General features: G+C 71.7%; 11 protein-coding genes. 3 read left to right on the top strand and 8 right to left on the bottom strand.

Annotated elements, in window-relative coordinates; all coding sequences use genetic code 11:
- Positions 1-322: 322 nt before the first annotated feature.
- Complete coding sequence (locus OHA73_RS03490) at positions 323-607, bottom strand: tetratricopeptide repeat protein (RefSeq protein WP_443063196.1); 285 nt, start codon at positions 605-607, stop codon at positions 323-325.
- Positions 608-753: 146 nt separating this feature from the next.
- The gene (locus OHA73_RS03485; protein ID WP_327654121.1) at positions 754-2,169 is read right to left on the bottom strand and encodes a helix-turn-helix domain-containing protein; all 1,416 of its coding nucleotides are present in this window, start codon (positions 2,167-2,169) and stop codon (positions 754-756) included.
- A 318-nt stretch (positions 2,170-2,487) separates the two neighbouring features.
- On the opposite strand from OHA73_RS03485, the gene OHA73_RS03480 reads away from it, so the two are divergent.
- Together OHA73_RS03480 and OHA73_RS03475 are read left to right on the top strand one after the other, a co-directional pair.
- Positions 2,488-3,459, top strand: a complete 972-nt coding sequence (locus OHA73_RS03480) for an esterase/lipase family protein (RefSeq protein WP_266717507.1) — start codon at positions 2,488-2,490, stop codon at positions 3,457-3,459.
- Between the two features lie 252 nt (positions 3,460-3,711).
- Positions 3,712-6,960: an amidohydrolase family protein gene (locus tag OHA73_RS03475; protein ID WP_327654120.1), complete on the top strand. Its 3,249-nt coding sequence runs from the start codon at positions 3,712-3,714 to the stop codon at positions 6,958-6,960.
- Positions 6,961-7,008: 48 nt separating this feature from the next.
- Here OHA73_RS03475 and OHA73_RS03470 read toward each other — a convergent pair whose 3' ends face one another.
- From OHA73_RS03470 to OHA73_RS03450, 5 genes are read right to left on the bottom strand one after another with little or no spacing between them, the layout of a single operon-like run.
- A complete protein-coding gene (locus tag OHA73_RS03470; protein WP_327654119.1) occupies positions 7,009-7,653 on the bottom strand; it encodes an ABC transporter permease in 645 nt (214 codons plus the stop codon).
- Positions 7,653-8,387 carry an ABC transporter permease gene (locus tag OHA73_RS03465; RefSeq protein WP_327654118.1) on the bottom strand — a complete coding sequence of 245 codons (735 nt, stop codon included), beginning with the start codon at positions 8,385-8,387 and terminating at the stop codon, positions 7,653-7,655. Before OHA73_RS03465 ends, OHA73_RS03470 begins: the two co-directional genes overlap by 1 nt.
- Positions 8,384-9,349, bottom strand: a complete 966-nt coding sequence (locus OHA73_RS03460; protein ID WP_327654117.1) for an ABC transporter ATP-binding protein — start codon at positions 9,347-9,349, stop codon at positions 8,384-8,386. Before OHA73_RS03460 ends, OHA73_RS03465 begins: the two co-directional genes overlap by 4 nt.
- Positions 9,350-9,372: 23 nt before the next feature.
- Positions 9,373-10,269, bottom strand: coding sequence for an ABC transporter substrate-binding protein (locus tag OHA73_RS03455; RefSeq protein WP_327654116.1), 897 nt, complete (start codon positions 10,267-10,269; stop codon positions 9,373-9,375).
- A 2-nt stretch (positions 10,270-10,271) separates the two neighbouring features.
- Entirely contained in the window at positions 10,272-12,287 is a 2,016-nt protein-coding gene (locus OHA73_RS03450) for a CocE/NonD family hydrolase (protein WP_327654115.1), read from the bottom strand.
- Between the two features lie 128 nt (positions 12,288-12,415).
- Between OHA73_RS03450 and OHA73_RS03445 the strand changes: the two genes are divergently transcribed.
- The gene (locus tag OHA73_RS03445; RefSeq protein ID WP_327654114.1) at positions 12,416-13,210 is read left to right on the top strand and encodes an N-formylglutamate amidohydrolase; all 795 of its coding nucleotides are present in this window, start codon (positions 12,416-12,418) and stop codon (positions 13,208-13,210) included.
- An 18-nt stretch (positions 13,211-13,228) separates the two neighbouring features.
- Here OHA73_RS03445 and OHA73_RS03440 read toward each other — a convergent pair whose 3' ends face one another.
- A complete protein-coding gene (locus tag OHA73_RS03440; protein WP_327654113.1) occupies positions 13,229-14,605 on the bottom strand; it encodes an FAD-binding oxidoreductase in 1,377 nt (458 codons plus the stop codon).
- Between the last annotated feature and the right edge of the window lie 2 nt (positions 14,606-14,607).

Genomic DNA, 14,607 nt, shown 5'->3' with positions numbered 1-14,607 from the left:
GGCTGGACACGGTCGACTGTCATGTTCGGTACGGGCGAGCGGGGTCTGGTGCGTGCAGCTGCAAGGCGGAGGAGGGCGTCAACGCGAAGGGGGTACCTCCCGCCCGAGCCTGGCGAAGCCTGGTTCGAGGGTGGGGGAGTTGGCAACCGACGACAACGCCGCAGATGTGCGTGCCAGGGCCCGCGACTCCGGCAAGATCCGTCAGAAGGGCCCTAGTCCTGAGCTAGACCTGTACGAGCCTCAACAGCATGCGGGTCCTGCCCGGATGGCAGGACCCGCATGCTGTTCTGTGTCTGTTGATCTGTGCTTGGCGCGCGACCGGCTAGTCGAAGTCGCCCGCCAGCGCCGACGCCATCCGCAGGTGCGGCGCCGCCTCGTCGCCCCGGCCCTGCCGCTCCAGCGTGCGGCCGAGCATCAGGCGGGCGTAGTGCTCCACCGGGTCGCGCTCCACGATGGTGCGCAACTCGGTCTCGGCGCGGCCCAGTTGGGCCGAGTGGTAGTACGAACGGGCCAGGAGGAGGCGGGGGCCGGTCTGCTCGGGTACCTCCTCGACGAGGCCGTCGAGGATCCGGGCGGCGTTCGCGTACTCCTTGGCGTCGAAGAACATCTGGGCACGGTCCCAGCGCTCCGCGGCCGTCCCGTGCGTGTAGTACTGCTGCTCCACTGTTGCCTCCTTGCTCGAGCCCTTCAACGGAGGTACGGGGTGGGGTATTCCTTGGAGGTGACCGGCGGGCGTTCCCGCTGGTCACGGGCTTACGGTTGGGTCTCCGGTGTCTTCGCGCGCAGCGCCGCCTCCAGCTCGAAGCGGGCGTCCGGGTCGGTGAGGGCGGGGCCGAAGAGGCGTTGCAGGTGGTGCAGGCGTTGGCGGGCGGTCTGGGGGTGGATGTCCAGGCGCTCGGCGAGTTCGGGTGCGCTGCCGTGCGGGCTCTGCAGGTGGGCGAGGAGGGTGTGGGCCAGGCGGTTGCGCTGTTTCGGAGTGAGGCCTGCGAGGGGCGCGAGGCGCCGCGTGGCCATGAGGCGGACGAGCGCGGGGTCGGCGAGCAGGAGGAGGTCCGGGAGGTGTCGGCCCGCCTCCCGGTGGGTGTCGGCGGGACCGTGTTCGCGCAGGGTCCGGGCCCAGCGCAGCGAATCGGCGGCCTGGGCGAGGGGGACGACGGGGCCGATGACACCCGAGCGTTCGTGCAGCAGCCGATGCAGGCGGGGGTCGGTGAGGAGGGTGCCGGGGTCGGGGTCGGGGACGAGGAGGCAGGGGGCGGGGCCGTCGAGCTCGGCGAGCACGTCCTGGGGGAGTGGCTTCCGGAAGGTGGGCGCGGCATCCGCGTCGTCGTGGGCGGATGCCGCGGGCTGCCCACCCGGGGCGGATGCGGGCCGCTGGGACCCGCCGGTGCCGGGTGCGGGTGACTGGGAGCCGCCGGTCCCAGGCGCGGGTGACGGTGGACCGCCGGTGCCGGATGCGGGTGACCGTGAACCGCCGGGAAGCGCCGTCCCCGGACCAGTCACCCCGGCACCGGACCCCGCAACCCGCCGAGGCCCCAACGCCACCCCCGCCACCATCTCCGGCAACGCCCACTCCGCATCCCGCGCCGCCTGCTCCAAGGCGTCCGCCGCCGGCGGGTCCGACGCGATCAGCAACGTGAGGAGACGGTGGCGGCGACGCCCCAGGGTTCCCGCCGCGTCCGCCTGGGCGCGGGCGTACGCGGCGACAGACTCCGCCGCGATCTCGTCGATGTGGGTGAACGCCGTCTCCGCGAGCTGCGCCACCGCCTCCGTGCCCAGCGACAGGCGGCGCGCCACCCGCGCGTAGCGGCGCCACGCCACCCGGCCGCCCAGGCGGTATGCCGCCTGCAGCGCGTCCAGGCTCCGTCCCACCGCCAACTCGCCGCGCCCCAGCGCCCGGTAGACCGGAAGGCGCCGCGCGTCGAGTTCGCCGCCGCCCTCGCCTACCCGGTCGACGAATTCGGCGAGAGCGGTTTCCACGCCGTTTCGAATGAATGCCCCGAACTTCCCCGACAACGGCCGGGAGAATTCCGGGATCTGGCGCCGGATTTCATGGATGATCTCGGCCGCCAGGGTGCGGTTCTCCTTGCGCAGCTCGTCTCCGAGGCGCTGCGGAAACACTGCCCATGCGCCGCCGAAAGACGGCATTGCCGCCGTGTCGGAACCGTTCATCCCTTCGCTCCCAGGTCCGTCCGTCCGCCGAGTATGGGTCGAGGTTACTCGCGGGTCAAGATGTTGACAGGAAGTCAACTACCGGTGCTAGTCGGTCGTTCACCAGCGATATTGCGGATCACTGGGGTCGCGGGAGCGGCGAAGCGCTCACCCAAGTGACACTTTCGATCGGCGTGCGTACGGAAACCTGGCACCGTTCTGCGCGCCGAACGCACCGCCGTGCCAACACCATTGCCGGGCCCCTCCGGTGTCTCCTAGCTTCACGCCGTCCGATGCCGCGCAGTACGCGGCATTCCAGAACAAGGGACGGTACTGGAAATGAGACGCAGGGTTTTCGGCGCGGCCGCCGCGGGTGTCCTCGGAATCGCGGGACTTGTCTCGCTCGGCTCCCCGCACGCGACCGCCGCCGAGGAGCAACGGCCGGTCGAGTACAACTTCACCAAGGGATTCCTGGCCGGATTCTTCAAGGCCGGTGAGGCGCCGCCCGGCGCGAACGACTGGGGCTGCAAGCCGAGCGGCGAACATCCGCGACCCGTCGTCCTGGTCCACGGCACGCTCGAGAACATGAACGACAACTGGCGCGGCGCGGCGCCCCTGCTGGCGAACAACGGCTACTGCGTCTTCGCCTTCAACTACGGGGCCGACAAGCAGACGTCGCCGATCCAGGGCACCGCCCACATGAAGGAGAGCGCGGCTCAACTCGGCGCCTTCGTGGACAAGGTGCGCGGCGCGACGGGCACGGCCGAGGTCGACCTCGTCGGCCACTCCCAGGGCGGCGGCCCGCTGCCCCGCACCTACCTCAAGGACGACCCGAGCGCCGCGGGCAAGGTCGACAAGCTCGTCGGCATCACCCCCTCCAACCACGGCACCACGCTCTCCGGAATCACCGAACTCGGCCGCCAACTCCACCTGTTGCAACCGGTGAACGGGTTCCTCGACAAGACCGCACCGGCCCTCTCCGAGCAGGAGATCGGCTCGGACTTCAACAAGGCCCTGGACGCCGGCGGCGACACCGTGCCGGGCGTCGACTACACCGTCATCGCCACCAAGTACGACGAGGTGGTCACGCCCTACACCAACGCCTTCCTCAAGGCGGGCCCCGGCGCGACCGTGCGCAACATCCGCCTCCAGGACACCTGCGCCAAGGACTACTCCGACCATCTGCAGGCCCCGTACGACCCCATCACCCTCACCCACGTACTGAACGCGCTCGACCCCGCCCACCCCCGCGCGGTGAAGTGCCAGACGGTGCTGCCGCTCACCGGACCCACCGGGCCGGTCGAGCAGTAGCGGAAAGCCGAACGCAGAGCCGCGGGCCGATCCGAACTTCAAGCTCCTGGAAGCCGTCCGCCGTGTCCACTCCGGCGGGCGGCTTCCGTGTGTCCTTCGGCCGGTTCGCGGTGACGGCCATGTTGACTCACTGCGGGTGCCACGTATGTTGCTGTGCGTCCCTTCTCCGACTCGCGCACAGTTCGGTCCCGCAAGGCCCACGGGCCCCCTCGGTCCCGTGGGCCCACATGCCCTCCGTGCAATGGGAGTCTCATGGACACCACCCCCGTCACCACCCCCGTCACCACCTCCGCCACCACTCCGGGCACCGTCCCTGTTACCGGTCCGTCCTTCACCCGCCGCCGGTTCCTGCAGACCACCACCGCCACGGCCGGCGCCGTCGCCGCGGGCGCCGGTGCGCTCCTCGAACCGGCGACGGCGGCGGCGGCCGTGGCGACCGCCCCCGCGTCGCTCTTCTTCACCGCCGCCACCAATGGGGCCGCCACCCTCGCCCCGTCCGGTGACCGCTTCGTCGCCGAGATCCAGAACATCCTGTGGTCGATCCCGCGCAAGGGCGGCACCGCGAGACCGCTCACCACCCCCGAACTCGAGCCCACCCGCCCCCAGTTCGCCCCCGACGGGAAACGGCTCGTCGTCTGCGGCTACCAGGGCGGCGGCTTCCACCTGTGGCTTCTGGACGCCGACGGGGGCACGCCGAAGCAGCTCACCGACGGGCCGTGGGACGACCGCGGCCCCGCCTGGTCCCCGGACGGCCACCGGATCGCCTTTGCCTCCGAGCGCGGCGGCGACCCCGAGTCGGCCGCCCCGTACCGCATCTGGACCATCGACGTACGCGACGGAACCCTCACCCGCCTCACCGGCGCTCCCGGCCAGGAAGGCCCGGGGCAGGCCGGTGCCTGGGAGGACTTCGACCCGACCTGGTCCGCCGACGGCACGCGCGTGCTCTTCGTACGAGGAGTGGTCACCGATGCCGGAACCCTCCAGGCGTCCACCCTCGCCTCGGCCGCCGCCGACGGCACCGGGGCTGTCACCACCGAACACACCGACGACTCCGGCGCCCAGGTCATGACCCCCGCCGTCGCCCCGAAGGGCGAGGGCTCTCTCGCCTACCTGCGGACCACCGCGTCACCCGCCGCCACCTGCACCCTCGTCGTCGACGGAAAGCCGGTCGACGTCCCCGGCGACCTCGCCCCCGTGCCGCCACGCTGGACGGGCCCGGACGCCCTGCTGCTCACCGTCGACGGCCGCTTCCGTCTTGTGCGCCCCGCCGCCCCGAGCGAGGGTGAACGGATCGCGTTCACCGCGAAGCTCCCGGTCGACCGGCCGCGCTACCGCGTCAAGCAGTACGACTTCGAGGCCGGGGGAGTCCGCCCGGTCCGCTCCCCGCACCTGCCGGCGCTGTCGCCCGACGGCAAGCAGGTGGCCTTCGCCGCGCTCAACTCGTTGTGGATCGGCGGGACTTCGGGCGGGCGCGCCCCGCGCAAGGTCGTACAGGCCCCGCAGACCCGCTACGTACTCGCCCCGACCTGGACCCCCGACGGCAAGGCGCTCGTCTACGCCGACGACCGGGCGGGCCTGTTCTCCGTACGCCGGCATGACCTGGACAGCGGCAAGGAGACGGTGCTCGCCGAGGGCGGGCGTGTGTTCCCAGCGCTCTCACCCGACGGGACACGTCTGGCGTGCATCGACATGTCCGGCAACCTCGTCCTCCGCGACCTCACCGCGGGCACCGAACGCGTCCTTGCCGCGCCGATGGGCAGCGGCGGACTGCCCGGCAGGCCCTGTTGGTCGCCCGACGGCAGATACGTCGCGCTGTGCGACCGCAGCCGCCTCAACCAGCGCTTCCGCGAGGGCTACAACCTCATCCGCGTCGTCGACACCAAGACCGCTAAGGCCGTCGTCCACGCGGTCGCCCCGCACGTCTCGATCGCCGACCGCTACGACTCCGGGCCGGTGTGGTCGCCCGACGGCCGCACCATGGCCGTGGTCGTCGAGTCCGCGCTGTGGCTGCTGCCGGTACGCGCCGACGGCACCCCGGACGGCGACCCCCGCCAGGTCACCGACGAGGCAGCGGACCACCCGAGCTGGTCCGCCGACAGCCGGCAGCTCCTCTACCTGAGCGCGGGCCGGCTCCGCCTCCTCGACGTGGCGAAGGGCACCGCCCGTACGGTCAGGATCCCGCTCGACCACCGCCGCCCCCGCCCCGCCGACACGGTCGTGCACGCAGGCCGGTTCTGGGACGGCACGGGATCCGAGGTCCGCGACGACGTGGATGTCACCATCGAGGGCGGCCGCATCACCGCCGTCACCCCGCACCGCGCGGGCAACAGGGCATCCGCGAAGCGCATCGACGCCTCCGGAAAGACCGTGATCCCGGGCCTCTTCGACGCCCACACCCACCCCTGGCAGTCCACCTACGGCGGCCGCCAGACCGCGCTGCAACTCGCGTACGGCATCACCGCCGCGGTCTCCCTCGGCGGCTTCGCCTACGAGCAGGCCCGCATCCGCGAGGCGGTGTACGCGGGGGCGCTCGCGGGGCCGCGGCTCCTCGCCACCGGAGAACTGCTCGACGGGCCGCGCGTCGCCTACAGCATGGGACGCGCCCACCGCACTCGCGCGGGCCTGCGCCGCTCCCTCGACCGGGCCGCCGCGCTCGACTGGGACTTCGTCAAAACCTATGTGCGGGCGCCGGGTTGGGTGATGAAGGAGGCGGCATCCTTCGCGCACGAACATCTCGGGGTGCGCAGTGGCAGCCACCTGTGCACACCGGGAATCCAGCTCGGCCAGGACCTGACGACCCATCTGCAGGCCACCCAGCGACTTGAGTTCGGGCACGCGACGACGGCGACGGGCCACTCCGGCGAGGACGTCCAGGAGATCTACTCGAGGACCGGCGACTTCCATCTCATCGCGACTCCGTTCACGGCACAGCCGCTGATCGGCGCCGATCCGGCCCTCGCGGACGACCCCCGCGTTGTGCGCCTGATGCCGCCATGGGACACCGCTGCCGTGGAGAAGCTGGCCAAGACTCCGCCCACGGCTGCCCAACTCGCCACCCTGGACACGGAGCTCGCGGTGTACCGGCGTGTCCTCGCCGCCGGCGGTCACATCGCGCTCGGCACCGACCAGCCGCTCGTCCCGGTCGGCCTCCACCTGCACCTGGCGCTGCGCGCGCTGCACCGCGGCGGGCTGTCCCCGGCCCAGGCGCTGCACACGGCGACGCTCATGCCCGCACGGATCTTCGGGGCGGACGCGGACCTGGGCACCTTGGAGGAGGGCAAGCTCGCCGACCTCACGATCGTCGACGGCGACCCGTTCGCCGACTTCGACGACCTGATCCGTACGACGGCCGTGCTGCGCGGCGGCGTCCCCTTCCAACAGGCCGACCTTGTCGGCTCGTTCGAACCGGTGGCCTCCAGAACACTGAGGGCCACCGGAGACGACTGGCTGGAAGTGGGCCGCCACATGCGCCGCGAGGGCTGCTGCGACGCGGGGATCTAGACGCGCGTCCCGGACGCCCGTCCCAGACGGTCGTCCCAGACGGTCGTTCTAGACGCGCGTCCCACGCGGCGAGAGCCGGTTGCCGACGGCCCCGAACAGGCCGTCGGCGACCAGCGCCAGGACCGCCACCCACAGCGCCGCGGCGATGACGCCCGACAGGCCGTACGACACCTGGTTGAGGATGATGTCGCCGAGCCCGCCGCCGCCCGCGACGGCCGCCAGGGTCGCGCTGGAGATGACGTACACGACGGCGATCCGGATGCCGGTGAACAACACCGGGAGGGCGAGGGGCAGTTCGACGCGCCACAGGATCTGCCACTGCGTCAGACCCATGCCGCGCGCGGCCCGCACCAGGTCCGCGTCGACCTGCTCCACACCCAGGTACGCGTGCGTGAGCACCGGCGGGATCGCCATGATGACCAGCGCCGTCATGACGTTCACGAAGCCGATGCCGAGCAGGCCCAGGAAGATCGCGATGAGGGCCAGGGACGGCAGCGCCCGGCCGATGTTGGAGATGCTGACCGTCAGGAACGAGCCCTTGCCGCGGTGCCCGAGCCACACACCGAGCGGCACCGCGATCACCAGGGCCACGGCGACGCCGGCCGCGGAGAGCAGCAGATGGTCGACGGTCCGGCTGAGCAGCAGGCCGAAGTGGTCGGCCATGAACGAGAAACTCGAGAGGAAGGTGTGCATCAGACGGTCCTCCGCGTCCTGGCCCACGGCGTGAGCGCCCGGCCGAGCAGCACGAGCAGTCCGTCGGCGGCGAGCGCGAGCGCCACGGCGAGCAGACCGGCCCCGATGAACTGCGTGTTGAACGGCGACTGGAGGCCCTGAATGATCGGCGAACCGAGCCCCTGGTCGATGATGAACGCGGCGATCTCGACCACGCTGATCGTGGTCACGGTCGCCACCCGCAGCCCGCTGATCACGGCGGGCAGCGCGAGCGGCAGCTCGATGCGCCACAGGATCTCGCGCCGGGTCAGGCCCATGCCGACCCCCGCTCGGCGCACGTCCTCCGGCACCTCGCCGAGCCCGGTGACCGTCGACTTGAACAGCACCATCAGCGTGTACGCGACCAGGGCGATCTCGGCGGTGAGCACGGACAGCCCCGACACAGGGACGAGCAGCGTGAACAGCGCCATCGGCGGGATCGTGTAGAGGAACGACGTCAGCCCGCCCAGCGGCCTGACCAGCCACTTCCGGAAGTGGGCAAGGAGAGCCAGCGGGAACGCGATCAGGAAGCCGATCCCGACCGCGATCATCGTGAGGCGCACATGCTGGACGAGGGCCGGGCCGAACACGCTGGAGAAGTTTGCGGTGAACCAGTCGACGCAGAACACGCCGTTGTCGCGCACACACGAACTGACCGTGCCGAAGTCGGGGATGACGGGGTCGGGCCCCGCCGCCAGGGACAGCAACCCGCTCACGCCGCCTCCCGTATGAGCTCGACGGTGACGGAGCCCACCGGCTTTCCGGCCTCGTCCGTGACGGACAGCCGCTCGGCGCCGCCGGCCATCAGCACCGACAGGGCGGTGCGCAGTGTGTCGCTCGTGCGCAGCACGTCGTCGGACCCGTCCTCGTCCGCCGGCTCCAGCTTCAGGTCGCCGAGCGTGCGCAGGGTCAGCGCCTTCAGCCCACGGTCCGTGCCGACGAAGCGGGCCACGTAGTCGTCGGCGGGCTCGCGCAGGATCCGCTCCGGGGTGTCGTACTGGAGCAGCTTGCCGCCCTTGGCGAGGATCGCGATGCGGTCGCCCATGCGGACGGCCTCGTCGATGTCGTGGCTGACGAACAGCGTCGTCTTCTGCACCTGCTCCTGGAGGCGCAGGAACTCGTCCTGCACGTGCTCGCGCGTCACCGGGTCGAGCGCGCCGAACGGCTCGTCCATCAGCATGATGGGCGGGTCTGCCGCCAACGCCCGTGCGATGCCGACGCGTTGGCGCTGGCCGCCGGAGAGCTGCGAGGGGTAGCGGTGGGCGTACTCCTTGTGCGGGAGGCCGACCAGTTCGAGCAGCTCGCGCGAGCGCTCCGCGATCCTCGGCTTCTTCCAGCCGAGCACCTGCGGCACCGTCGCGACGTTCTCCTCGATCGTCAAGTGCGGGAAGAGACCGGCCTGTTGGATGACGTAGCCGATGCCGCGCCGCAGTTCGATGACGTCCTGCTCGCGGATGCTGCTGCCGCCGATCCGGATGTCCCCGCTCGTCAGTTCGGTGAGCCGGTTGACGAGGGTGAGCGCGGTCGTCTTGCCGCACCCGGAGGCGCCGAGCAGGACACAGATCTCGCCCGCGGGGACGGTCAGGGACAGCGCGTCGACCGCGGGCTCGCCCGTGCCGTCGTACGTCTTGGTGGCCGAGTCGAAAACTATGTCGTCGGCGGCGCCAGCGGTCTGCATCGTGGAATGCTCCTCGGTCACGGTCATATCAGCTTGTTCGCTCTCAGGAACCGGTCGGCGACCTTCGCCGGGCTCAGCCGCATCATCGCGGCGGCCTCGTTCAGGGCCTGCATGGCTTCCTCCGTGAGCAACTCGTCGACGGCGTTCAGCGGTTCGGTGAGCCGCTTGCCGTACTTCTCGACGAGGGACGTGCGCACGACGGGGGAGACGTTCTGGAACCCGAAGATGGCCTGGTCGTCGTCGAGGATGGTGAAGTCGTAGCGGCGCAGCTGAGGGTCGGTGGTGAACACGTCGGCCGCGTCCACGTCCCCGTTCTTCAGTGCCGGGTACTGCAGGCCGATGTTGAGCGGCCGCACCTTCATGTCGTGCAGCCCGTACGCCTTGACGACGGCGTCGAAGCCGAGCGGTCCCGTGATGTTGTCGGGGTACTCGGCGTACGAGATCTTCCCCAGACGCTTGAGGTCGCCGACGGTCTTCAGCTTGTGCTTGCGGGCGTCGGCGGTGCGCACGGCGACGGCGTTGCGGTTCTGGAAGGGCGTCGGCGGCAGCAGCGAGATCCCGCGCCCCGCCTCGAACTTCTTCGCCGCCTCGTATGTGTCGCGCGCCGTCGTCGGCATGTGCTTGGGCATCGCGAACGTCTGCAGAATGACGCCCGTGTACTCCGGGTACAGGTCGATCTGCCCGTTGCGCAGCGCGCGGTCGATGAGGTCGGCGCTGCCCACGTTGGACTTGAGGACGACGTCGAAGCCGCGCTTGCGCAGGATCTGGGCGTACAGCTCGCCCATCACCCACGACTCGGTGAACTGCTTGGAGCCGACCGTGATCACGGGGCCCGTGCCGGCGGCCGACCCGGTGGCCGTGGCCACTCCGGCGGCCGCGACGACACCGAGCGAGCCGGTCAGGAACGTGCGTCTGCGCATGTTCAGACTCCCTGCCGGGGAATCACTGCGTCCGTGGTGCGGTCGAAGACGCGGGTGTCCCCTTCGTAGGCGGTGAGGGTGTTGACGACGGTGAACGCGGAGGCGTCGGCGGTCATCCGGCTGTGCGTGACGACCTTCCAGTGCCAGTCGCCGCGCCCGCCCTCCTCGGTGCGCTCGCACTCCACGACGGCGGAGGACGGGTCGCCCTCGGTGAGCGAGAAGCGATCGACGGCGTCGCCGCGCTTCCACAGGCCGTCGGTGAGGTCCTTGAACTGCCCGTCACGAATGACGAGTTCGACGACCGTGCGGCCGGTGACCGGGTCGTGCTCGATCCGCCGCGAGGTGCCCTCACCGGACGTGGACAGCTCGACCGGCAGGTCCGGCTGCGGCTCCCCGTAGGGGCGAAGCTCGTCGTCCGCGTCCGTCGGCGGCCGGACCGGCAGGTGGAGCGCGGTGGCGGGGGAGGGGTGCAGGGTGACCGTGACCGGCTCGGGGGACGGCCAGGCCAGCGGCCAGTACGAGGACGAGACCGCGACCCGGATGCGGTGGCCGGGCGCGAAGGCGTGCGCGGTCGCCACCAGCGGCACGCTCACGTCGTAGGCCTGCCCGGGCTCCAGCGGCAGCGTCTCCTCGTGGCCCTCGCGGTGCGTGAGGTTGAGCAGGCCGCGCGTGATGAGCCGCGAACTGCCGTCCGGAGCCACATCGTTGAGCCGCACCGCGAGCTGCGCGGCGGGCCGGTCGGCGCTCACCCGCAGCGTTACGGACGGTGCGCCGAGGATCTCCGCGCGCTCGTCGAGCGGCGCGGTGGTGAAGCAGTGCGCGAGCCCGTCGTCGCCGCCCTGCGGGCCGAACTGCCCGGCCGCGTCACCGAATTGGAGCCAGCTGCCGCCCGCAGTGCCGAGCACGCGCGTGCTGTCGAGGTGCGCGTCCCTGAAGCGCAGCGGGTCGTGCTCGACCGCCTCGCCCGCCGACTCGCCGGCCAGCGCGAACTCCTGCCGCTCGATGCGCTCCGACGGCCACTGCTGCTCGGCCACCCACCGGCCGGGCCGCTGCTCGCGATCGCCGCCGGGCGCCGCCCACTCGGGCAGCCATGCGCGCAGCGCCGGATCCTCCAGGGCCCCGGTGTCCTTGCCGCGCAGGAACTGGTCGAACCAGCGCACCACTTCACCGTGGAAGTCGATCGCGGGCCCGGGCGCCGCCTGGTGCGGATACGTGTGTGCCCACGGCCCGACGAGCGCCCGCACCGGAGCGTTGCTCACCCCTTCGAGGAGGCGCAGTACGGCGCCGCAGTACGGGTCGTACCAGCCGCCCACCGCGAGCACCGGCGCCTCGATCGCCCCGAAGTCCTCGCACACCGAGCCGTGCTTCCAGAAGGCGTCGCGGGTCTGGTGCCGCAGCCACTCCTCGACGTACACCGGGGTGTCCGCCATCCGCTCCAGCCACCGCTCGCGCCAGGCGTCGCCGACCACGGCGGGGTCGGCGGGCCGCGCGTTGTAGGCGAGCATCGTCGACGCCCACGGCAGCATCTCGGAGGCGATCAGCGAACCGCCCGTGTAGTGCACGTCGTCGGCGTACCGGTCGTCCGTCGAGCAGACCGTCACGATCGCCTTGAGCGCGGGCGGGCGCAGGGCCGCGATCTGGAGGCCGTTGAAGCCGCCCCACGACTTGCCGATCATGCCCACGGTGCCGTCGCACCACTCCTGCTCGGCGAGCCACGCGATGACCTCGACACCGTCGTCCAGCTCCTGCTGCGCGTACTCGTCGAGCATCAGCCCGTCGGAGTCGCCGCTGCCGCGCAGGTCGACGCGGACGGCGGCGTAGCCGGACGCGGCGAAGCGGGCGTGCAGGCTGTTGTCGCGGTCGGCCGTCCCGTCGTTCTTGCGGTACGGGATGTACTCGAGGATCGCGGGCGCCGGGCGTGCGGGGCCCTCCGGGAGCCAGACACGGGCGGCGAGCCGCGTGCCGTCGGCGAGCGGGATCCACAGGTGGCGCACGAGTTCTGCAGGTGCTTCGGGCAAGGTGAGGTACTCCTGTCGCGCTTCAGCTACTCACTGTCCATTCAGTAGTAGCGGCTGGGCTCCCTACCCCTCGCCCACACCTCGAAACCACCTGTCCCAAGAAATGGACGGATGGGAGAGTGGGACACATGGCCACACCGCCCCACCGCCTGCACCCCGGCGACCCGGACTCCCCGGTGCTCCTGCACGTACCGCATGCCTCCCGTGAGATCCCGGAGCGGGTGCGTTCACGACTCCTGCTGGACGACGCCGCCCTCGAACACGAGCTGGACCTCATCACCGACGCCCACACCGAGGCCGTCGCGGAACGCGCCGCGCGGGCCGCGTCCGTCACACCCTGGTGCTTCGTCAACGAGCGCTCGCGTCTGGTCGTCGACCCGGAGCGGTTCCCCGACGAACGCGAGGAGATGCGGTCGGTCGGCATGGGCGCGGTCTACACACGCACCACACACCGCGATCCACTGCGCCCCGAACCCCCGGCGGACGAGCAGGCCTTGCTCGACACGTACTTCCACCCCTACGCCCAGGCCATGACGCAAGCAGTGGCGGACCGCCTGGCCGCGACCGGCCGGGCGGTCGTCATCGACGTCCACTCCTACCCGAGCCGGGCCCTGCCCTACGAACTGCACGGCAGCGACCCGCGCCCACCGGTCTGCCTGGGCACCGACCCGTTCCACACACCGGACACCCTCCTCGCCCGGGCCCGCGAGGCCTTCGCCCCGTACGGCGACACGGCCGTGAACACACCCTTCGCGGGCGCGTACGTCCCCCTGACGTACTACGGCACGGAGCCCCGCGTCACCGCCCTCATGCTGGAACTGCGCCGCGACCGCTACCTCGACGAGCCGGTCACCCCGAACGACGGACTGGCGAAGGCCGCCGACGCGCTCACGCGCCTGATCGACGCGGTGTCCGCCGGCTGAGCCCGCCCGCCCCTGGTGTCACAGGGCCTTTCCGGGGTTGAGGATGCCCCGCGGGTCGAACACCTCCTTGAGGCCGCGCTGCAACGCGTGGGACGCGGGGCCGAGTTCCTCGGCGACCCACTGCCGCTTCAGCAGGCCCACCCCGTGCTCCCCGGTGAGCGTCCCGCCGAGCCGCAGTGCCAGGGCGAAGATCTCGCCGGCCGCCTCCCACGCGGCGTCCGGCAGTTGGTCCAGGGCCCGGTCCACGACGACGATCGGGTGCAGATTGCCGTCGGCCGCGTGCGCGATGGTGAACACGGGCACGTCATGGCGCGCGGAGATCGCCCGGATCTCCCGCACCGCCTCCGCGAGTCGGGAGCGTGGCACGGCGATGTCCTCGATGAGCGGGCGGCCGAGCTTCTCGAGCGCGGGCAGCGCCAGGCGGCGGGCGGCCAGCAGTGCTTCCGACTCGGCCGGGTCCTCGGTGGTCTCCACCGAGGTGGCCGAAGGAGCGATCAGCCGGGCGATCGCCGCGGCCTCCACCGCCGCGCCCGCCCCGTCGCACTGCACGAGCAGCAGCGCGGCACCCCGCTCCCGCAGCGCCGGGTCGATGGCCTGCAGCACCGGGCCGTCGACCAGTTCGGCCAGCGCGGGCTCGACGCCGGCCCGCGCGATCGCGTACGAGGCCTCGGCGGCCGCCTCGAAGGTGGGGAAGTACGCGGCCAGCGTGGCCACCGCCACCGGGACGGGCCGCAGGCGCAGGGTCGCCCCGGTGATCACCGCGAGGGTGCCCTCCGAGCCGGTGAGCAGCGCGGTCAGGTCGTAACCGGTGACGCCCTTGACGGTACGGCGGCCTGTGGTGACCACCGTTCCGTCGGCGAGCACCGCCTCCAGGCCGAGGACGCTGTCGCGGGTCACCCCGTACTTGGCGCAGCGAAGGCCGCCCGCGTTGGTGGCGATGTTCCCGCCGATGGTGGACAGGGCCGCGCTCGCCGGGTCGGGCGCGTACCGCAGCCCGTGCGCACCGGCCGCCCGGTCCAACTCCGCGGTGATGACGCCGGGTTCCACGACGGCCACCTGGTCGAAGGCGTCGAGTTCGAGGATCCGGTCCATCCGGGAGAGGTCGAGGACCAGGGAGCCCTCGTCGGCGGTGGCTCCGCCCGACAGGCCGGTACCGGCCCCGCGCGGCACCACCGGCACGCGCAGTGCCTGGGCGTGCCGCAGGGCGAGTGCCACGTCCTGCGTGTGCCGGGCGTGCACCACGGCCAGGGGTTCCCCGTCCGGGCGGGTGCCGGAGCGGTCGGTGGTGTGTGCGGCGAGGGCCGCCGGGTCGGTGCTCAGCCGGTCGGGAGGCAGGTCGCGGGCGAGCAGCCCGAGGAGGGTGGCGGAGGCGGTTCGTTGGGGTGCGGTGGTCATCT

The organism is Streptomyces sp. NBC_00483, from assembly GCF_036013745.1.
Classification (GTDB): Bacteria; Actinomycetota; Actinomycetes; order Streptomycetales; family Streptomycetaceae; genus Streptomyces.
The sequence above is the reverse complement of the archived record's forward strand: the minus strand, read 5'-3'. Positions and strand labels throughout refer to the sequence as shown.

What these genes read in the sequence shown, in the direction of transcription:
- OHA73_RS03445 (WP_327654114.1), top strand. Translation starts at nt 12,416, where the DNA reads ATGGCCACACCGCCCCACCGCCTGCACCCCGGCGACCCGGACTCCCCG.
- OHA73_RS03455 (WP_327654116.1), bottom strand. Translation starts at nt 10,269, where the DNA reads ATGCGCAGACGCACGTTCCTGACCGGCTCGCTCGGTGTCGTCGCGGCC.
- OHA73_RS03460 (WP_327654117.1), bottom strand. Translation starts at nt 9,349, where the DNA reads ATGCAGACCGCTGGCGCCGCCGACGACATAGTTTTCGACTCGGCCACC.
- OHA73_RS03490 (WP_443063196.1), bottom strand. Translation starts at nt 607, where the DNA reads ATGTTCTTCGACGCCAAGGAGTACGCGAACGCCGCCCGGATCCTCGAC.
- OHA73_RS03485 (WP_327654121.1), bottom strand. Translation starts at nt 2,169, where the DNA reads ATGAACGGTTCCGACACGGCGGCAATGCCGTCTTTCGGCGGCGCATGG.
- OHA73_RS03470 (WP_327654119.1), bottom strand. Translation starts at nt 7,653, where the DNA reads ATGCACACCTTCCTCTCGAGTTTCTCGTTCATGGCCGACCACTTCGGC.
- OHA73_RS03475 (WP_327654120.1), top strand. Translation starts at nt 3,712, where the DNA reads ATGGACACCACCCCCGTCACCACCCCCGTCACCACCTCCGCCACCACT.
- OHA73_RS03480 (WP_266717507.1), top strand. Translation starts at nt 2,488, where the DNA reads ATGAGACGCAGGGTTTTCGGCGCGGCCGCCGCGGGTGTCCTCGGAATC.
- OHA73_RS03440 (WP_327654113.1), bottom strand. Translation starts at nt 14,605, where the DNA reads ATGACCACCGCACCCCAACGAACCGCCTCCGCCACCCTCCTCGGGCTG.